16 protein-coding genes, 1 pseudogene and 1 riboswitch are annotated in these 19,758 nt (G+C 60.5%); of the genes and pseudogenes, 1 reads left to right on the plus strand and 16 read right to left on the minus strand.

The features are described 5' to 3' along the window. Positions 1 to 201: 201 nt before the first annotated feature. Positions 202 to 627 carry a hypothetical protein gene (locus tag ABQJ48_RS06105; RefSeq protein WP_367836708.1) on the plus strand — a complete coding sequence of 142 codons (426 nt, stop codon included), beginning with the start codon at positions 202 to 204 and terminating at the stop codon, positions 625 to 627. A gap of 235 nt (positions 628 to 862) precedes the next feature. On the opposite strand, the gene rpsU is transcribed toward ABQJ48_RS06105, so the two are convergent. The 16 genes and pseudogenes from rpsU to ABQJ48_RS06185 form a co-directional block, all read right to left on the minus strand. Then, positions 863 to 1,075, minus strand: coding sequence for a 30S ribosomal protein S21 (rpsU, locus tag ABQJ48_RS06110; RefSeq protein ID WP_006050883.1), 213 nt, complete (start codon positions 1,073 to 1,075; stop codon positions 863 to 865). A gap of 358 nt (positions 1,076 to 1,433) precedes the next feature. Next, positions 1,434 to 2,375 carry an aldo/keto reductase gene (locus ABQJ48_RS06115; RefSeq protein WP_367836709.1) on the minus strand — a complete coding sequence of 314 codons (942 nt, stop codon included), beginning with the start codon at positions 2,373 to 2,375 and terminating at the stop codon, positions 1,434 to 1,436. Positions 2,376 to 2,599: 224 nt separating this feature from the next. After that, positions 2,600 to 3,610, minus strand: a complete 1,011-nt coding sequence (locus ABQJ48_RS06120; protein WP_367836710.1) for a sodium:calcium antiporter — start codon at positions 3,608 to 3,610, stop codon at positions 2,600 to 2,602. Between the two features lie 97 nt (positions 3,611 to 3,707). Then, positions 3,708 to 3,882: riboswitch (yybP-ykoY riboswitch) on the minus strand. An 80-nt stretch (positions 3,883 to 3,962) separates the two neighbouring features. Continuing rightward, on the minus strand, positions 3,963 to 4,745 hold the full coding sequence (locus ABQJ48_RS06125) for an FkbM family methyltransferase (RefSeq protein WP_367836711.1): 783 nt from the start codon (positions 4,743 to 4,745) through the stop codon (positions 3,963 to 3,965). A gap of 465 nt (positions 4,746 to 5,210) precedes the next feature. Further along, a complete protein-coding gene (locus ABQJ48_RS06130; RefSeq protein ID WP_367836712.1) occupies positions 5,211 to 5,918 on the minus strand; it encodes a phytanoyl-CoA dioxygenase family protein in 708 nt (235 codons plus the stop codon). A 12-nt stretch (positions 5,919 to 5,930) separates the two neighbouring features. Beyond that, complete coding sequence (locus ABQJ48_RS06135) at positions 5,931 to 6,881, minus strand: glycoside hydrolase family protein (protein WP_367836714.1); 951 nt, start codon at positions 6,879 to 6,881, stop codon at positions 5,931 to 5,933. A 9-nt stretch (positions 6,882 to 6,890) separates the two neighbouring features. Next, complete coding sequence (locus ABQJ48_RS06140; protein WP_367836715.1) at positions 6,891 to 7,550, minus strand: acetyltransferase; 660 nt, start codon at positions 7,548 to 7,550, stop codon at positions 6,891 to 6,893. Continuing rightward, positions 7,550 to 8,182, minus strand: coding sequence for a class I SAM-dependent methyltransferase (locus ABQJ48_RS06145; protein ID WP_367836716.1), 633 nt, complete (start codon positions 8,180 to 8,182; stop codon positions 7,550 to 7,552). Before ABQJ48_RS06145 ends, ABQJ48_RS06140 begins: the two co-directional genes overlap by 1 nt. Beyond that, positions 8,175 to 8,888: a WbqC family protein gene (locus tag ABQJ48_RS06150; RefSeq protein ID WP_367836717.1), complete on the minus strand. Its 714-nt coding sequence runs from the start codon at positions 8,886 to 8,888 to the stop codon at positions 8,175 to 8,177. The genes ABQJ48_RS06145 and ABQJ48_RS06150 overlap by 8 nt, the downstream gene beginning before the upstream one ends. Continuing rightward, positions 8,878 to 10,011, minus strand: coding sequence for a DegT/DnrJ/EryC1/StrS family aminotransferase (locus ABQJ48_RS06155; protein ID WP_367836718.1), 1,134 nt, complete (start codon positions 10,009 to 10,011; stop codon positions 8,878 to 8,880). The genes ABQJ48_RS06150 and ABQJ48_RS06155 overlap by 11 nt, the downstream gene beginning before the upstream one ends. Before the next feature lie 237 nt (positions 10,012 to 10,248). Then, positions 10,249 to 12,273, minus strand: coding sequence for an O-linked N-acetylglucosamine transferase, SPINDLY family protein (locus ABQJ48_RS06160; RefSeq protein ID WP_367837008.1), 2,025 nt, complete (start codon positions 12,271 to 12,273; stop codon positions 10,249 to 10,251). A gap of 228 nt (positions 12,274 to 12,501) precedes the next feature. Beyond that, positions 12,502 to 13,203, minus strand: a pseudogene (locus tag ABQJ48_RS06165) (LbetaH domain-containing protein); the annotation flags it as partial. A 432-nt stretch (positions 13,204 to 13,635) separates the two neighbouring features. Next, the gene (locus ABQJ48_RS06170; RefSeq protein WP_367836719.1) at positions 13,636 to 13,983 is read right to left on the minus strand and encodes a flagellar protein FliT; all 348 of its coding nucleotides are present in this window, start codon (positions 13,981 to 13,983) and stop codon (positions 13,636 to 13,638) included. 7 nt (positions 13,984 to 13,990) lie between these two features. Then, positions 13,991 to 14,425, minus strand: coding sequence for a flagellar export chaperone FliS (fliS, locus tag ABQJ48_RS06175; RefSeq protein ID WP_367836720.1), 435 nt, complete (start codon positions 14,423 to 14,425; stop codon positions 13,991 to 13,993). A gap of 56 nt (positions 14,426 to 14,481) precedes the next feature. Then, positions 14,482 to 16,869, minus strand: coding sequence for a flagellar filament capping protein FliD (fliD, locus tag ABQJ48_RS06180; RefSeq protein ID WP_367836721.1), 2,388 nt, complete (start codon positions 16,867 to 16,869; stop codon positions 14,482 to 14,484). 206 nt (positions 16,870 to 17,075) lie between these two features. Beyond that, on the minus strand, positions 17,076 to 19,223 hold the full coding sequence (locus ABQJ48_RS06185) for a flagellin N-terminal helical domain-containing protein (RefSeq protein WP_367836722.1): 2,148 nt from the start codon (positions 19,221 to 19,223) through the stop codon (positions 17,076 to 17,078). Positions 19,224 to 19,758 lie beyond the last annotated feature (535 nt).

Here is a 19,758-nt window from a genome sequence, read left to right on the forward strand (position 1 = left end):
TCACGCGCGCGGTCGTTATAGGGTTATGGGCACTGAGCGAGGAAACCGCTGGCTCTGGTCGCTGGGGACGCCACGCGCAAAACCGGGAATTGAAGGCTCTTCGTCGCCCTAGTCCGGGTTTCGTTCCGTGGCGCGCGTCGGATACTAGTGCTCAAGTGCTCAAACAACGAATAACCGCTGCGTTAGCAGGGGAGACCAACCATGAAAACACTTAGCTTCCAGACGCATCAGGACATTTTCGATCGGGCCGTGGACCATCTGTTCGAGCAAAAGCGCGCGGCGCTGCTGCCGCGGGGTGGGGGCGCTTATCGAGGCTATCGCGGCGGATGCCCGGTCGGCAGTTTCATCAGGCCTCGCGACTATATGACGGCAATGGAAGGCATCCCGGTGCGTTATATCGCCAAACCGCCTGGCGAAGTGCCCCGTTACATGGATGTCGGCGTGGCCGCGCTTAAAAAAGCGCTGTTGCGGGCGCGCATCAACGTCTACGACGCCGCCACGGTTGAGCTGCTCAGCTGCCTGCAGAACGTCCATGACGTGTTCGGCACGTGGGAGTGGCGCGAGCGCCTCTACTCGATTGCCCGGCAGTTCGGGCTGTCTGCCGAGCGGCTGAAAAGCGCTGCTTAAGGGCTCGAACGCGACTAGCGGCTGCAACGGCCCGGCGGAATCCGGCCGCTCCTTCGCGTGCTGTACTCCGGGCCGCTACGCGCTTCACACCGCAGCCGGCGTTTCGTCTACTGCAGCAGTTGCGACTCGGAACTGGCGCCCGCCACGTATCAGCTTAAGGAAGCACCCAAAAGCAAAACGGCGATGTGGCTTCTTTCGAAGCTCACACCGCCGTTTGGCGTGCAAAAAAGCGTGCTTAATGCAGCTTTTTCGGCAGCATCTGACTGCGCAGGCGCTTGTGCAGGCGCTTCACAGCAGCAGCCTTCTTGCGCTTGCGCGCGGTAGTCGGCTTTTCATACGATTGGCGCTCACGCAGTTCAGCGATCAGGCCATTTTTTTCGATGGCGCGACGAAAGCGGCGAATCGCCACTTCGAACGGCTCATTTTCCTTCAGAAGAATCGTCGTCATGTAATTCCTAACTCAATCACTTGATAGGGTTGATTTGCGTGGCGGCAAACCGCTCACGCGCCGGCCCTCCGGTCGTTTCGATTCATGGCCAGTAACAGGCAAACGCGGGAAAACCCCGGCCAAACCACGAATGAAACGAGAGGCAAAGCGGCCACGGAGGCCGGAAAAGAGAGGTGTAGAGTTCACCGCGGAACGCGGACAGACGTGCTGCACTTGCCGCGCCTGTTGCCGTTTCGCCAACCTTTCATCAATGAAACCATTAACGAAACAGGCAAAGATCTCAATTCACTCCCGATGATATCAGGAAACTGCCCATCCTACCAGGGGTGTAGTGTTTGCACCAGGTCTTCGGCGGCGCTCAGGCGCTCGCCTCGTCCAGTTCGCGGATGTCGTCGCCGGACAGCGTGAGATGGACGGCAGCGGCGAGACTTTCGAGCTGTTCGACCGAGGTCGCACTGGCGATCGGGGCTGTCACGCTCGGGCGGGCAATCAGCCACGCCAGCGCGATCGTAGCCGGCGTACTGCCGTGCCGTTCGGCGACCCGATCAAGCGCGCTCAGGATTCGCAGGCCGCGCCCGTTCAGGTACTTTTCCACCCGGCTGCCGCGCGCCTTGCCAGCCAGATCCGCCTGCGAACGGTACTTGCCCGACAGAAAGCCGCTCGCGAGACTGTAGTACACCACTACGCCGAGCTGATTGGCGAGCGCGACCGGCTCGATATCGCGCTCGTAGTCCGCGCGGTCGTACAGGTTGTACTCCGGCTGCAGGAGCTGATACTCGGGCAGCCCGCGCTGGCGGGACACGGCAAGCGCTGCTTCGATGCGCGCGCCGCTGTAGTTGGAAGCGCCGATCACTCGCACCTTGCCCGCCTCGATCAGCTTCTGATAAGCGCCGAGCGTTTCCGCCAGCGGCGTTTGGCTGTCGTCGTCGTGGGAAAAATAGACGTCGATGTAGTCGGTTTGCAAGCGCCGCAGCGAATCTTCGACCGCTGCCTGGATGTTGGCCGCCGACAAGCCCTTGCGCTGCGGATGCTTCGAAACCTTGGTGGCGAGCACGATCTTGTCGCGTTTGCCGCTTTGCCGGAACCACTTGCCGATGATGCTTTCGGACTCGCCGCCGTGATTGCCGGGGACCCATGCCGAGTAGACGTCGGCGGTGTCGATGAAATCGAGGCCGGCGTCGACGAAGGCATCCAGGATCGAGAATGACGTGGCTTCATCCGCAGTCCAGCCGAAAACATTGCCGCCGAACATGAGCGGCGCAATGCGTAATTCAGACTGACCAATTGTGCGCTTTTGCATGATTTCTCCGCGATCGATAAGCAGCGAGCGAACGTGAATGCGCCGACTCTGGATTGGCTGGATTCGCGGACCGGCCGTGCAACTGACAGCCGCCCGCGACCGTATTCGGCCCATGCGTTGGAATTTTAGCTCGATGTCGCCTGGAGCTCCGGTCATGACCGATTCAGGCACTCGAGCCGGCACGGGCCTCCGCCGTAATGCGCAGTCACACGATTCCGAAGTGCTCAGCGCGTCAACGTGATCACCAGATAAGCGGCGTACAACACGCCGCACAGCAGCAGCGCCCGCACCGATACGCCGCGCTCGCGCACATTGATACGCATCCACGCCGCAGCGGCAAGCGTGATCACGATTCCGGTCATCACCTCGACGCGCGGCGTCCACGGCGTCAGCAGAATACCAATGGCAGGCAGCAGCGTCCCCTGAAACACCATCGCGCCGGTGATGTTGCCGAAGGCCAGCGTGTCCTTGCCACGGCGCACCCACAGAATGCTGTTGACCTTCTCAGGCAACTCTGTCGCGATCGGAATGATCAGCAACGACAGCAGCAGCGGCGACACGCCGAGCGCCTGCGACACGCCGCGCACGCCGTGAATGAACCCTTCCGCGCCCCACACCAGCAATGCGACGGCAAGCGCCAGTTGCAGCATGATGGTTGCGAGATGGGTCGGCACGCCGACGCGCGAGAGCAGCAGCTTGCCGGGCGCTTCGGTGCCATGCCCCGCGTCGACGAGCTGGCCCGACGCGCGGAACGTCGTCACCACATAGGTGACGTAGACACCCACCAGCGCGACGCTAAACATCGCGCGAACGATGAGCTGCTCGTGCGGCACATACATCGCCGCGGCCGCCAGCAGAAACGCGCACAGGAAGTAGTTCAGATCGCGGGTGAAACCCGTACGCTCGGGCGCGATCCAGCCTTTGAGGCCGCGTGCGCGAACAGTGGCGAGGGTCATTAGAAACGTCGAGAGCGTGGAGAGCATCAGCGGCGCACCGAGAATCGCACCGACACCGATTTCCTGATTCACCCCGCTATCGGTCGTCCCGCTCGCTATTGCGAGCAGCGGCACGAGGGTCTCGGGAAGCGCCGTGCCGACCGCCGCGAACAACGAACCTGTCACGCCTTCGGAGATCTTCAGGCGTTCGCCCAGGTGTTCGAGGGCATTGGTAAAGAGTTCGGCCGCCACGAGGATGGCGAACAGCATCATGGCGAGTTCGAACAGCAGACCCGTCATACACGGCCCCCGGCATACGGAGAGAACGGTCGGGGCGGCGACGGGTCGCTCGGGAAGACGGGCAGGGCACAAAGGTAGTTCACAGCGCAACTCCGTGGCCGGACGCAAGTACGAACCTATGACGCACCGTCACCCGTCCGGCCAGAACGAAGCAGTACGCCAATGGTCTCGCCAAACCGCTCCGGTGGAACGCGCCACGGCCTGCAGGCCAGGTATGTTGACGCGCTCATCCTTCAATGGATGAAGGAAGGCTACTCCCCAATGACGAGGGGATTCTAATGGCACGTGTGGCTTTCAACAAGCTTTTGCGGGCTTGGTGGGAGATTACGGCAATCGAACAATGAGCGAGCAGTCAACGAGCGAAGATGCAATTCCAGAGGCTCTCGTACTTCTGGACCTGATGCTTGGCAATCATCTCAAAGCCGACTCGGCGCAACATGCTGCCCAACTCATCCAGTCGCGAGTCTTCAATCTCGATGAACACCTCTTTGCATCCGCGCAGCGATTCGATCGCACCATTGATGGCGGGTACTTCGTGACCGTCGACGTCGATCTTGACGTACTCGGGCTTGGGCAGCCCAAGCTGGGTAACCCACTTGTCGAAGTGCACGAGCTGGATAGCATGCACGTGTTGGGGGACAAAAGCCTCACCAAACACTGCCAGCGGGGCATCAACGATCTTCTCGTGCGTGCCCAGTTCCATTCTGTGAATGTACAGTTTGCCCGCTGCAAACCGGTCCGACACCGCCACATTGAACGCCGAAATGTCGATGTCGTCGCTGCGATTGAGAAAGGCGTTCCAGGACAGCAGGAAATAGTTCGAGGGATCTGGCTCGATGGCAATGACGCTGAGGTTTCGTTTGGCCGCATAGAGCGCGAATATCCCGTTGCTGGCGCCAAAATCGTAATACACGGAAGACTTCGGGATGCGGTCGATCCAGTCGAGCAGTTCCGGCTCGATCTGTTCCATGCCGGCGGCCATCCATAGAAGCCTTTTGTTGAGTGCAAGCCACCGAAGGCTCAGGCCGCGAACCACAGTTTCGTAGCTGTGTTTGCCCAGATCGAATGCCTCTGCCTGCGCCAAAACTTCCCGGCTCACCAGGCTTTCAACGGGAACATGCTTCCAGGGTTTCATTGATTCAATGCCTTAGGGGAAATGCATTTCGATTTTGCACGACGACTAATGTCCCCGGCGCGCGTCAAAGCCGTCATTGATCGTTCGTGCGCGATTCAACGGAGATATCAGCAATTTTACAGAGCGGTGACCGTTCTTAAACTGCGAGAAGGTGGTGTAACAGCTGACAATTCGGTGCTACTTTCCCATCGCAACGGTTGGTCATCGATCGACAGCCTCGTATAACGTTGCTCGCAAACGCCGGCAGCAATCCGCCCAAGACCACCGTACATCGACGCCGCACCGGCTTTTTCACGCGATAACCTTGCCGCCTCGATAGGCGGCTACAGTGGTCTTCGATTGATCATGTCCGGTCGTTGTCGGGCCACTCCCGTCGTCTCGCGGAGGAAGCCAGCGCTCAGTGGAATGTCTGTGCGATATCGGCTGCATCAGGCCGTGTGCTGGATTGGCTGCGCGACGAATGACTTACTGTGGACCGGCGAGGTAGACCTGCCGATCGACGGTAGTTCGGTACGCACTGACGAAATTGCGGCGCTCCCACTCCCTGCAGTCGAAATCATCGAAGCGGCAGGACAGCGACAGCTTCCAGTCGCTGCCGGGCGATGTTCTGGTTCGGTGAACGAGGAACGGCGACATAAAGAGGATCTGCCCGGCTTCGATCTCCACATCCCGGAAGCCGTCAATCTCCTGCTGGTCCAGCACATATCCGGAATCCGTCTGCCTGCCCGGCCAAAGGCCGCGCAGATGACTGCCCGGAATAATGCGCAAGCCGGGACCGCTCTGCCCGATGTCGGTAATCGAGGTCCACGCGATCACGCCTCTCGTCGACGTGCCCATGCTAGGCCAGTCCTGATGATATGGGAGTCCGTAGCTGTTGCCCGTCGCATCGCTTGCCGTGTAGTGCGTGACGATGGGACCGGTTTGCACCGGGTGATCCATTTTCAGGGCATTGTTCAGCATCCCCACGATATCCGCAGAGCAAAAGAAACGCTTCACCGCCATGTCTTCGGCGAGCAGTTTGATGATGTTGCGATTGTGCGGCGGATCATCGCGGAACCGGACCAGGAACCGGGTTTCGAACTTGGCCCGAATCGATCGCATCGACGCCTGCAGGTCGGCTGAGGATGCAACCACGAAGCCGTGCTTCTCGAAGTTTCCGGCGATAATCTGCATTTCGCTCCCCATCTATTCTTCGCGAATGGCCTCGGCATATCCGAAGCCGCTGGCCCCGAAGCCGTTGCCGTTGTAGAAGAGGTACAAATGGCCACCCACGCCGACGACTTCCGGATAGGCGACCATGAACGAATCCCAGCCGGTCGCGCTAATGTCGATCCCCGCGCGCTGGTCCAATCGGCGCCATTCAATGCCGTCGGAAGACTCCGCGTAGCCGATTCGATAACTGCGATCCCGGTTTTCGCGGTAGCCCGCATGGCCGCGGTAGCAGTACCACATCCGGTATGTCGCGCCGTCCTTGTAGACTGATGCGCGCACGATGCCACCTTCTTCAGGATCGATGTAGTCGATAGCAATAGTGCCGCGGCGTTTCCAATGTATGCCGTCGTGCGACTCCGCGTATTTGAGGTGATAGCGCGGCTCAACCTTGCCGTCGATCTGCTGCCAGCCCGTGCACGACAGGTACCAGTTCCGCCAGATGCCGTTTTCTATGCGCACGCAGGTGGTCGCGCAAAAGTACGGTTCTTCGGCGGTGCGATCCATGATCGGGCCTTCGAACAGCCGCCGGTAGCTTTCGCCGCCATCCTCGCTAATCGCGAGTCCGACGGAGTTGTGATAGGGAACCGTATTGCGCACGTTCCAGCCAATGTAATACAGGTACTGCGCGCCGCCATGCTCGACGACAGAGGACGGCATCATCCCGCAATCGTCGAAGGTTCCCGGCATGCCGAGCGACAGCACGGGATCGGATTGGACCGAAATGACCTCGTTGGGTGCGTCGCAGCGAACCTTCAGCTTTGCGATCAGGCTGCGATTGCTCGCGTCGCGGCTGCTGAACAGGAGGTTCAGCGCACCGTCATGCACCCCGGCGTAGGTCGGAATCTGCGCGTGAGAGCTGGCCCATGGCAGCCGTTCGTCGACCGTATAGATCAGACCGCGCTTTTCCCAGCGAATGGACGACATCGACGACTCCTAGAGCTTCAGGTCCTTGCTCGACATCGAGAGCTTCTGCGCGGGATTGCCCTTGTAGACAGACCAAGGTTCCGTGTTCTTCACGACGGCCGACGCCATAGCGATGAAGCTTCCCTCGCCAACCGTGATGCCGTCGCGCAGCGTTGCGTTGACGCCGAGAAAGCTGAATGCGCCTATCTCGCAGTGTCCGGACATCACGACGTGCGACGTCATCGTCACATGGTCGTGGATGCAGCCGTGGTGGCCGATATGATTGCCGCTCCACAGCACGACGTTGTCGCCGATGCGGGTGAACGGCTGAATCGTGTTGTCTTCGAGGATGAAGCAGTTTTCGCCGATTTCATTGCCGAAGGTGGTCGCTTTCGAGCTGACGTAGCTGATCATCCGGTAACCCTTTTGCTGGATGTCGCGAAAGATGCGCTCGCGATCGGCGTTCATGTGCTTGGGCGACATCGGTGCGAAGAACTGGAAGTCCGAAGCAGGGTACGCTTCAGCCACGTCTTCATAGGCGACGACCTTCATGCCCTTGAACTCGCCGCTTTCCGGCAGGTACGCGCGGTGAACGCAAAACGCTGCGACTTCGTGCGGCGAATCGTGCTGCAGATAATAGTGAGCAAGCTCTGCATAGTCATGCAGGCCGAAGACGAGCACGTTAGCCATTAGTTTGGCTCCTTGTACACATACGTGGTGTACTCATACAGGCCATAGTCGTTTCTCACGACATAGTGACGGGATAGCTCCTTCGCGAGGAAATCAGTGAGACTGTTGACCGGAAGGTGGAACAGGTCCCCGCGTTCCCAATCGACCTGCTTGGACATCACATTGAACGCGATGCCGCGCCGAGCCTTGTGGAACGCGATCCGCAAGACCTGCTTGAAGTAGTCGAACATGTCGTCGAAAGATAGCTGGCGCTTTTCGGTGAACACCCCGTTCATCACGATGTAGTCGAACTCGTGGAGCCGCTCGGGTTCGCGCAAAACGTCCACGCACAGATATGGGTTCTCCGGATACTTTTTCGCCGACAGATCACAGAACGCGGACGATGCATCCAGCCCGGCATATCGCAACCTCTCTACCTTGTGTTCAAGCATGTATCGGTAAAGATGCGAAGCGCCGCAGCCAAAATCGAGCAGCGTTTGTTCTGTCGCCGACGGCTTGACGAGTGCCAGCATGACCTCGTAGCGCTTCGCGGCATCTGCTTCGTTGGGCCAATCGACCCCGCGATGCGAATCGCCGAATTTCGCGAGGCAGTCTTCGTAGTGGCGGATGATCGAGTGATAGGAGTCAGTCATGGCAGCGTCCGCTTTTGAGCATGTTCGTGACAGCCTGGCCGTCGTTGTGCATCAGCACGTCGATCATCGACAGGCCAGGCATGAACTCGGCTCCGGACTGGCCGTACGGCGGCAGCGCCGGCTGCAGAAACCGAAGTTTCACGCCGGCCGACTCAAAAGCAGTGTGCTCATAGAGCTCCTTGCCGCCGATCGCGTTGATATAGATGTCTGCGCGCTCGCGCAAGCAGATGTCGATGATCCGCGACTGCGCCGTCAGGTTCGAGTTCTCGTAGCGTCGCGACGTGCTGATGATTTCTGTCCCGAGACCGAGAAAATCGCGCAGATTGAGCAGGCTGTGACGCAGATAGTCGGCGAGATTGCCGGCCGGATGGCGCACGATGCTTTCGACTAACGGGAACACGCGCGCGAACTGCGGGGCCCGCGAATAGGCTTGTCCAATGGTCTTCAGAAGCTTGTCGCGCCACGAAAGATGGTCGTCCACGCTAATTTCGCAGATCAGCTTGTTCTGGCTCGCCTGCTTCAATGGGACAGTGATCAGGTACGGCGCGCCATTGATGTTTATCCGGTTGCGATTGATCCAGCCGCGGTTGATGAAGTTGACATCGTCGAATACGACGAACGCGTCGACTTCGGCCATCAGTTGAAAATAGCCCAGATAAGGAAAGAAGTAAGGCTGCATGATGGCAAGCCGACGCTCAGCTCGCATATTGCTGCAGTCCTGCGGCGGCGAGCACGATGTCGATAATCTTGTCCTGCGTGCGCATATCCAGGCCCGGAAAAATCGGCAAGCAAAGCACCTCGCGCGAGACTGCGGTGGCGACCGGCAGATTTGCTTGCGACGCCGAAGGCAGGCCGCGATACGTCGGGAACTCGCTGATCAGCGGATAAAAATAGCGCCGCGCCGCGATGCTATGACGGCGCATTTCCTCGTACAGCGCATCGCGGCTGACTGGGAACTCGCGCTCGATTCGCAGCGGCACGTAAGAGTAGTTGCGCGTGCAGCACGACGGCACGTCGAGCATGCGCAGGCCCTTGACGTTCTGGAACGCGAGCCGGTAGCGTTCGTTGATTCTCGCGCGCTCGGCAAAGATGCGGTCCACATGTTTGAGTTGCAGCAGACCGAACGCAGCCTGAACCTCATTCATCTTGCCGTTGATGCCCGGTCCGACCACGGTCACTTCGTCGACGAAGCCGAAGTTTTTGAGGTGATCGATGCGGCGCTTGGTTTTCGCGTCGCGGCAAATGATGGCGCCGCCCTCAAAGGTATTGAACACCTTGGTGCCGTGAAAGCTCAGCACCGACATATCGCCGAATTCCAGCACCGAGCGGCCGTGTCGCCTGACGCCGAACGCATGCGCAGCGTCGTAGAGCACGCGCAGACCGTAGTTGTCGGCAATGCGTTCGATCTCCTCGACTGCGCACGGATTGCCGTAGACGTGGACCGGCAGGATCGCGGTGGTCTTGGGCGTAATGGCCGCTTCGATCTTCATTGGATCGATGTTCATCGTATCCGGATCGATATCCGCAAACACGGGGACGATGCCGTTCCAGTGCAGCGCGTGTGTCGTCGCGACGAAGCTGAAAGGCGTGGTGATCACTTCCCCCGTGATCTTCATCGCCTGCAGCGCGCTAATGAGCGCCAGCGTGCCGTTTGAGAACAGCGACAAATGCTCGACCCCGAGGTATTCGCACAGCTGCGCTTCGAGCATCTCGTGGAACGGCCCGTTATTCGTCACCCATTTGCGCTCCCATATCTGTTCCAGATAAGGAAGGAATTCGTCCAGTGGCGGCAGGTAGGGCTGCGTGACGGGAACCAGCTTGTTGTCCATGGGAGCCCTCCTTCAGGCATTCGATCGCCAATGTTGCGAACGCATCGTCGTGCGCTGTGCGGACCGATTCAGGCAATCGTTCCCCTATCCACGATGCGGACTTTGAGAACTAGTGTGGTGCCGGTTAAGCGCGTTCGATCGGTCGATCAGATGGGTGAATCCAGGCCAATTCAGCTTGGCCGAGGCGAGTGAGGGCAAGGGTCGATCGCATCGGAAGAATGTTGCCGTCGGCCGCCATCAGAGCACTGCGCGGTCCAATAACGAAGACGAATCGAAAGCCACGGGTGGTTTGCCTTCCGTCCAGCGACGCCACATCACGCGCAGCGCACCGGATAGCGCCGAGGCAATCACGTCCGGGCGAAACACGGCCGAGGCCATGCAACGCTCGCGCATCTGCGCTCGCAGTGCGGCAAGCTCGGAGACGTTGGTTGCCCAATAGACGCCTTTGTTGATGAAATCGGCCTTGTCCGAAGCGATAAACGATTGCAGGTCAAGCTGGGCCATGAGCGACGCGCCGCCACGGCTCGGGGCTGTTCGGCCGGGCAGTGTCAGCGTCGGCACGCCCATCCAGGCCGCGTGCAATGTCGTCGTGCCGCCCGCATAAGGGAAGGTGTCGAGGCAGATATCAACGTCATGGTGCTGCCCCAGATAGACCGACATCTTCGAATGGGCAAGGAATTTGAGGCGGTCACGGCCGATGCCTTCGTGCGCAAACCACTCGAGCAGTTGATCGTCGGTGCCGTCGCCCGGCATCGCGCCCAGCAGCATCCGGGCCGTAGGCACCTCATGCAGCAGTTGCGCCCACAGCCTGATGACGTCCGGGCGCAGCTTGCTTAGCCGGTTGAAGCTGCCGAATGTGATATAGCCGTTGTCGAGGGCCGGCAACAGGTTGATCGACGGTGCTACGCTGGACGGTACGAACGGCGCGTTCGCGGGGAGGTAGGCGATCTTTTCGACGAATTGCTTGTCGAGTTCGCCCGGCGGCACCAAAAAGCGGTCCGCGAAGTAGTAGTCGATGGCGGTGAGGCCCGTGGTCCCCGGGTAGCCGATCCAGCTCGCCTGTACCGGGGCCGGCTTTCGCGCGAAGGTCAGCAGACGATTGCGTCCTGTATGGCCCGACAAGTCGATCAAAATGTCTATGCCGTCGGCCCGAATCTTGTCGTCGAGTTCGGCGTCGCTCATGCCGCATACCAGAGTCCACGTGGCAAAGTGCGCGCGAAGCTGCTGGCTCACGTTGTCCTCGACACCGTGATTGTAGTAGGCGTGCAGCGTCAGGCTGGGGTCGCGTGTGAGAGGCGGCAACAGCGGTTCCAGAAAGGAGGCGACTGCGTGGCTGCACAAATCGCCCGACACAAAACCGACTTGCAGTCGGCGTTCGGGGTCCCGGCTGTTACCGTGAGGTTTCCGATGCACACGCAGCTTGCGTTCGAAGTGTTCGCCGAAATGGCGATGCTGGGCGGCATATGCCTTCGCCCTCACGCTTTCGTTGTGCGCCATGCAGAACAGGAGATTGCTGTGGGTCGTGAGGCAATCGGGATCGATCAAAAGCACGCGACGAAGCGTCTTTTCGGCTTCTGTGAGTCGGCCTTGCTGGATCTGCACGAAGCTCAGGGAAGTGAGCGCCGGCAGATTGCCCGGTGCCTGTTCGAGCACGCGCAGTAAAGCCGCTTCGGCTTCAGCGTAACGGCCCTGCGAGGACAAGGCCAAGCCGAGAATACAATGACCCTCGACGAGGTCCGGCTTTATCTCGATCAGTCTCCGCGATTCCACCTCGGCTTCGGCGGCTCGCCCTTGTTGACGGAGTATGTCAGCGAGCGTCTGAAGGGTTTCGTGGTCTTCCGGATCCAGTTGCCTAGCGCGCCGCAAATGGCCGAGCGACTCCTCGAATTGACCCTGCAGGCACAGCGCGCGGCCCAGGACTTTCCAACCGAGCGCGTGCGACGGATAGCGCTCGGCCAGGCCTCGGCCAGCTTCGGCTGCTTCGGCCGCGCGACCGCCGTTGAGCAGCGTGACCGCGTGCTCCGCTTCCGCAGGACCAGGCACGGAAGCTAGTTGCGACGCATCCTCGTCGGCCCGCTCGCGCGGCGTCGACTCCAGCAGTGTGACGGCCGCCTTCAGCTGGTTTGCGACGGCGGTGTCGTCGGGCAACAATTCGAACGCTTTCTTGAGCGGAACAAGCGCCTGCTCCGTGTGGCCTTGCAGAAGCAGTGCGCTTCCTAACGCTTTCCAGCCAAACCCGTGCGCCGGCAGCAGCGCCGTCATTTGACGTGCGAGCGCCTCGACTTCCTGGTGCTGCTCCAGATTGGACAACGTAGTCAACGTCGCGATGAACTCGTCTGCGAGCGCTTCGGACTGGGCATCGGTCAAGCCGCGCGCCGGTGATGCTTCAACCGTAGGCGTGCCGCCGTCGAGCCAATGCTCGCGCTGCTGGACTTGTCGACTAGCATGCAGGACGTCCACAGCAACGTCTGGACAACTCTTTACGTCGCGAATTGCACTGTCTTTCGCTCGCTGGAGTTCTGTAAGCACCTCGAGTGCACGCCCTTCATCTGCAGTAAGGTCGACGAGAAAGGCGGGGTTGTGTTTCTTTACCCAATCGAGGGGCATGTCCCACCAGGCCAACTGCAGCAATTTTTCACGCACCTTGTCGGAGAAGCGAAAGCGCACAAGGCGCGCAGGCGATCCGACGTATATTCCGTAAGGCTCGCTTCGAAAGTTGGGCGGAACGACTGACCCGGCACCGATGACACAACCGCTTTCGATAACACTGCCGCCGAGGAACAATGCCTCGTCCCCGATCCAGACGTCGTTGTGAATGACCGTGTCGTCATATTGCGGCATCGGAGCACTTACAATTCCGGTGCCATATATCGAGAACATCGAGGACGAGATAGTCCGAATTTCGTGCTGACCATTCAGCAGGAATCGCAGCCGTAGTCCGCCCGCCACGTTCTTGCCAACGACCAGTTTCTGAAAGTCCCCGTCGTATTTGACGATAGAGCCGACTCCGAGCCCAGAACAACGGCCAATATGAAACGACCCGCCCTGCGCGTCCTCGTCGAGCCAATTCCGAAAGAAATTTTTGGGGATTGCAGAAAACGCCCCGTCCTTGTACCCGATCAAGGTGAATTGCTGCGACCATGGATGGTCGGCAAGAATGCCAATGCTGTCGGCGGAAGTAGTAACTTTCATTCGGGTCCGCTATGAGGCTGGTAGGCCTGCCTCGTATTAGTTGAGGAACGCCTTCGATGCAGAGCGCGACCGTGAACAACATGATTCCCAGCCAACGCAGGTAGACCCGAGTATAAAATTCCGCAACCGGTGCTGGCCTGGCAAAGTGAACACCATTTGACCGTCTGTTCGACGGATTGCTTCTACCGACGGTCGAGCGACCGCCTGGGGGATCTGCGCCGTGCATTCAGCGTGATGGCCGCAATGGGCCGCCTGTCTCGCGCAGCGCGTAATGTCAGATCCACGCAGACGCATTAAGCGGATCTGACTGAAAAAGGCTTCAACCAAGTTTCGCCGGCGCGGCTCGACAAGGAGGATGGCGAAGACCAAAGCCTGTATAGATGCCACCCCGAACTGACCCAATGAGGCCAGCCCGGGCAGCACCGCGCTTGCCTACCCGCGCGACGACACGCCGTACATCTTCTGCATAGTCTGCGATTGCCGGCCGCTCGCGAGTAACGCCGAGAGTCGCGCGAGGCGTGGTGCCGCGAGGTCGCGGACTGCGGTCTCGTCGGAAAGAATCCGGCGAGTCATATCCTCTATGCGTGCGCGCTGCTGCGCGTCGAAGGTGAACTTCCAGAACACCGGTCGCAATGTATCGACCAGTGTTGAATAGCGCTTCTGTAACTCGATTGACGTGTCCCAGTCGTCTTTGCGCGCCGCGTCCAGCATCCGCGCGGTAACCTGGAGGATGTTGTCGTAACACGCGAACAACTGGTCGACGGTGGTGATCGGTTCCATGTTCAACTCAAGCAACGGTCGCGACTTGTGACGGTGCGGCCGAACCGGTGACCTGCATCTTGATACCGTTCCAGCCATCCTCGATGGTCGCGAGCAAACCGTCGACTTCATCGAGCAGCGCCGGGTCGTTGCGCAGATTGGCCTCGAGCACGCGGCGCTTCATATACTCGTAGAGCGAGTCGAGGCGCTGCGCGAGGTCCCCGCCCTTTTCAAGGTTGAGCCCTTGCTGAAGGCCCCCGCCGATGATCATGATTGCATGGGACAGCAGCTTGCCTTTCTCCGCGATATTGCCGTTTTGCATGTGCACGCGGCTCATGCGGATCGCTTGCCGCGCGCCCCTGAACAGCAGTGCGATCAACTCATGCGGATTTGCGCTCATTACGCTGGTTTCGAGGCCGACGCGCGCATAGCTGTCGGCGCCGAAATTACGCGGCGGGTACATGGATACTCTCCTGTTCGGGCTGGCCCGCAGGCGCGCCAGTTCCTGTCACGGACTCGTTACGAGGACGTGGTAGTGGGGTTGAAGATCTGTTGCAGGAAGCTCGCCGTCGAATTCAGCTGGGCAACCATCGCATCCAGTGCCGAAAACTGCGTTTGATACTGCTGCTGCACCTGCGAAATGTACGTCTGCAATTTGGTTTGCTGAGTCTGCAGTGAGGTGATCTGCGTGTTCAACGCGTTGGTCGCGCCTACGATCGAACCGCTGGTCGGATCCGTCGCGGAGGTGACGATTGCGTTCAGTTGCGCCGCATAGCCTTGCGAGTAATTGATAGCGCCCAGCGGACCGGTGCTGGACCCCGTCACCTGAATCGTCAGGCCCGCTGCCGGGCCGCTGTTGCCCACTGTCAGCACTTGACCATTGCCGGTCGCCGCATAGCCGCCAATCGTGCCTTGCACATCCACGCCGGCGGTGATCGCAGCCGAACTCCCGAAAAGCTGCGTCACCCCCGTACCGATGAGAGAGACAGACGACTTCGAGCCGAAGCTCGTCGACGCGATGCTCAGCACGCCGTTGTTCTGCGTCACGTTGACCGATACGCCGGATTGCTGCAGCGTGCTGCTGGTGTTGATAGCGGTCTGCAGCGCGGTTGCAAGCTGCGCGGGCGTGTAAATGCCTGCCCCAAGCGTGACGCTGGCCTGCGAGCCGTCGACGGTGAGGGTCAGCGGCAGACCGCCTGACGGGATCGTCGTCGAGTTGTTCGTGACGCTGCTTGCGCCGAAAAGCTTCGTTGCACCGGTGCTGGTCCCGTCGGAAACCGAAATGCTTTGACCGCCTCCGCCAGCCGGCGTCAAGCTCAGTACGCCGTTGCTTTGGCTCACGGTCGCGCTCGCTCCGCTCGCGGTGATTGCGCTTTGAAGCATGGCGGCAACATCGGCGGGTGTGCTGTACGTGCCTGCGGTCAGGTTCACGGCGGTGGTCGTTCCACCTATCGTCAACGAAAGCGTTGTGCCCGCCGCGATGGTGGTCGGGCCGCTGAGCGCGATACTTCCTGTTGCGCTGTCGAGCGTCGGCGTGGACGAGCCGACGAACGTGCCCTGGGTCGCGGCCTGCGTGATGTCGACCGCATACGATCCGGGCTGCGTATTCGCGCCTCCAATCAGATAAGTGACGTTGCTGTTCGTTGCCGAGCCGGCGGTACCGAACAGCGCGGCGAACTGGTTCGGATTGCTTTGCAATGCATTGGACAGCGCGGAATCGTCAACTGACAGCGTGCCGTCGTTGCTGAGCCCGATACCGACGGCAGATAGCGACGAATAGCCGCTGCCGGTTCCGGACAACGCGCTTGCGACTACCCGTTGCAACTGGTTCTGGATCTCCGTCGTCGTGGAGTCGCCGATCAGCGCGCCATTGGTGCCGCCGGGATTGTAGGCGGTCAGCGACTTGAGCGAACTCTGCAGCGTGTTGTAGGCTGAGACGAAATTGTCGATGTTGGTCTGGACCGCGCTCGCGTTGTTTGCCACCGTGACGGTCGAGGTACCGGTCTGCAGAAGGTTCAGCGTTGTACCCGGCAAGGCCGTCGCGACCGTATTGCTCGCGCTCGTGAGCGTCAGGCCGTTGACGGTTAGTTGGGCGTTCTGCGCCGGCACGGTCTGGGTCAACGTATCGCCGGCACCCGGCGGGTAGGTCAACAGCGAACTGATGCCGGCGTCGCCCTGAACCGAAATCTGCATGCTCTCGTTCGCGCCCGTCTGGTTGGACGTCAGCACGAGCTGGTACGGCGTGCCGCTGCCGTTGTTGACGATCGAAGCCGTGACGCCCAGGTTGGCAGTATTGATCGCGTCGCGAAGACCCGAGAGCGTGTCATTGCCGCTGTTCAGCGTGATGCTGCCGCCGCTTTGTGCCAGGTTCGGCGTGAAGGTCGAACCGTTCGTCGTACCGAACGAAAAGGTCACCGTCGAGCTTCCGCCGCCGCTCGATAGGTGTGTGTTCAGGCTCGCCTGGCCGGCGGTGGCGAGCGACTGCGCCTGCGCCAGTTGCGTCGTGTTGACGGTGTATGTGCCGGGCTGTGCACCGACCACTGCGCTCGCGGTGAGCGTCGACGTATTGCTGGAGGTCGCGCTGAACTGCTGGAACTGGGTCGGCAGCGAGAGCTGCATCAGCGATTGCTGAAACGTCGAGAGTGCCGATGTGAGCTGTCCAAAAGCGGAAATCTCCGTCTGGACGCCGCCTACCTGATTCTGGAGCTGCGTGAGCGGGATGCTCTCGATCTGCATCAGCCCCGTCAGGATCTGATTGATGGGCAATGTCGTGCCGAGGCCAAGCGCCGCCGACGCGATGACTGACGCGCCAGAGGGCGCCGACGAGCTGCCGGAGCCGGTACTGGTCGTGGTGCCGGTGGTGGTGGACGTCGTCGTGCTGCTAGTCGGTGAGATTGAAGTAGTCATGCTGACCTTTGCGTTCTGGGGTGGCGCGGCACGGTCGCCTTGCATTGAACCTGGGCGTTGCCGGGTGCGGGGCTGCCAGCATCCGCCGGTCAATGCGTCGGTTTTGGAGGCGGCACCGTCGCACTGACTATAGGCCCCCACCAAACCCGGCCGGCGCTTTCGCGCCGGCCGTCAACTTCTGCTTACTACGTTACTGCGTTATTGCCTTACTGGAGCAGCTTCAGGACCTGTTGCGGCAGCTGGTTCGCCTGGGCGACCATCGCCTGGGCGGCTTGCGACAGCACCTGAGCACGCGACAGCGACGAGGTCTCGCTAGCGTAGTTGGTGTCCTGAATCGACGATTGCGTCGACTGGGCGTTTTGCACCGACGAGCTCAAGTTCGAGATGATCGACGAGAAGCGGTTTTGCACCGCGCCCAGTTGGCCTTGCAGCGTGCTGATCTGGCTCAGCGCAGCGTCAACGGACTGGATGGTCTTCTGTGCGTCGGCGACGGTCAGCACGTCGACGTTTGCCAGCGAACCCTTCGAAGTAGCCGTGTAGTTCGTCGAGTTTGCAGCGCTTTCCCACGCACCTTGGGTTGTCGGAGTCTGTGCCGCTTGCAGGCCCGACACGAAGCCGGTACCGGTGCCGACGTTCGCGTCGGTTGCCGTCAGCGTTTGGCCCGACGTGTTCAGGATGACCAGCTTGCCGGCGTTGACCGCGGCGCTGATGCCTGCAGCCTTCAGCGTGGCGTTGGCGTTGATGCTGGCCGCCGTAGTGGCCGGGGTACCCGCCGCGGCCACCGACACCTGGTAAGTGGTCGAGCCCACTGCGAGGCTCAACGTGCCACCGTTAGTACCGGCGTTGAAGGCCGCCGTGCTCGAAACCACTTCGGCGTTGTCGATGCCGGAATTGAAGCCAGTGCCGGTACCGGCGTTGGCGTCGGCGATCGCAAGGTTCGATCCCGAATTGTTCGTGACGACCAGCTTACCTTGCGCGTTCAGGCTTGCGCTGACACCGGCCAGTTGCAGTTGGGCGTTGTTGTTGATGTCTTGCGCGATCTGCGTAGCGGTAGTGGTAGTGCCTTCCGGAATCGAAATCGGGGCTGCGGTGTTGCCCACGTAGAAGTTGATCGTTCCGCCGTTCGTGCCGCCGTTGACCGCCGTCGTGGAAGTAATCGTCTGCGTCGCTTGCAGCGAATCGGCCGAGTTGGTCGAGTTGACGGACTGGCTCGCGATGTCGATTGCCGCAGCACCCGACAACTGGACCGAGCTGGCCGACGCGAGGGTGACATTGCCGTACAGTTGACCCGAAGTCGACGAGCTTACGCCAGCGACGTTCGTCAGACCCGCGCTGGCGCCGCTGCCGGCGAGGCCGCCGGTCATACCGGCAATCGTCGCGCTCTGCGTCACGAGGATGTTGGCGCCGTCTGCGGCGTTCAGCGTCAACGTCTGGCCGTCAGATCCGAGCGAGGCGGTAACGCCCGTATTGCTTGCCTGGCTGTTGATCGCGGCGACCACGCTCGACGCGCTGATGGTCTGGCCAGCGTTGACTGCCAGGCCGCCCGCACCATAGATGTTCGTGCCGTTGATCGACAGATTGTAAGTACCCGCCTGCGTTGCGTTGATGGCGGTGTAGGTCAGGTTCTGCGAGTTGTTCGCTGTTGCGGTCAGGCCGGTGATGTTAGCGCCATTGATCGCAGCTGCTGCGGCGAACGCGCTGCTGGACGTCTGGCCCGCTCCCGTGCCGGCGACCGCATTGCCCACCGTCACAGCCGCAGCCCCGCCGACCGAGATGTTGAGCGATTCCGTCGACAGCCCGCCGTTCGTGCCTTGCAGCGAGAACGTCGTGCTCGACGTCTGGCCGATTTGCGATGTCTGCGTGCCTTGGGTCAGGTTGACGCCGATCGTCTGGCCGGCGTTCGCGCCGATCTGAAAGTTCTGCGTACCGAACGAGCCGTCCAGCAGGTTCTGGCCGTTGAAGCTGGTGGTCGTCGCGATCGTATTGATCTGCGCGAGCGACTGCTGAACTTCCTGGTTCAGTGCCGCGCGGTTCGCAGCCGAGTTCGATGCGTTCGATGCCTGCACGGCGAGCTGACGGATCGTCTGCAGGTTGTTGGTGATTTGCGACAATGCGCTTTGGCCGGTTTGCGCCAGCGAAATGCCGTTGCTCGCATTCTGCTGTGCAACCGTCTGGCCATTGATCTGCGCTTGCAGCGTGGTCGAGATGGCGAGGCCAGCAGGGTTGTCGGCTGCGCTATTGATTGCCAGGCCCGACGACAGTTGCGTGATCGCGCTTGTCACGGCAGCCTGATTGTTCTGCAAATTGTTTTGCGCAATAATCGACGCAATATTGGTATTAATAATCGTGGTCATTCAATCACTCCTTCCTCGATGGTTGGCACAATCCGGCAAGTCAGCCGTAACGCCCGGCCCTGCATCGCGATGTCAATCTGCCGTCGTTAGTTGGGTTATCGGAAGGCCTGTGGAAATCTTTAGTCGGTGCTCCAAAATTCCTGCGGGGGGGGGTGAGCCCATTGGCGCGTCGGTTTGGCTGATGCGGTGCTCCGCCACCACCCTGCGACGCAAGCCTGGCGTCAAACCGCCGTGGGCGGGTGGCGCGAGCGCGTGCCGCGTTCGCGTGGCACCGTGGTCAGCACTACCGCTGTGATCGGACGCAATCGCGCCGCAAAACCCGAGTCAGGTCGCAACTTACGACAGGAGCGGTTCCTTTCGCGCCTTGGTCGTTGCCCCGCTCACTCGATGCCGCCGCTTCCCGGCAGTGGCATCTTCTAGAAAGGAATCGAAATAGATTTGATTCCGGATTGGCTCGCTTTTGCGCCTCTATTTCAGCCTTTGCTGGCTGATGATTTCATTCAGAATGACTGAGTCGCTTTATAAATACCTCAAT

Source organism: Paraburkholderia suaedae (assembly GCF_040812055.1).
In the GTDB taxonomy this organism is placed as follows: domain Bacteria; phylum Pseudomonadota; class Gammaproteobacteria; order Burkholderiales; family Burkholderiaceae; genus Paraburkholderia.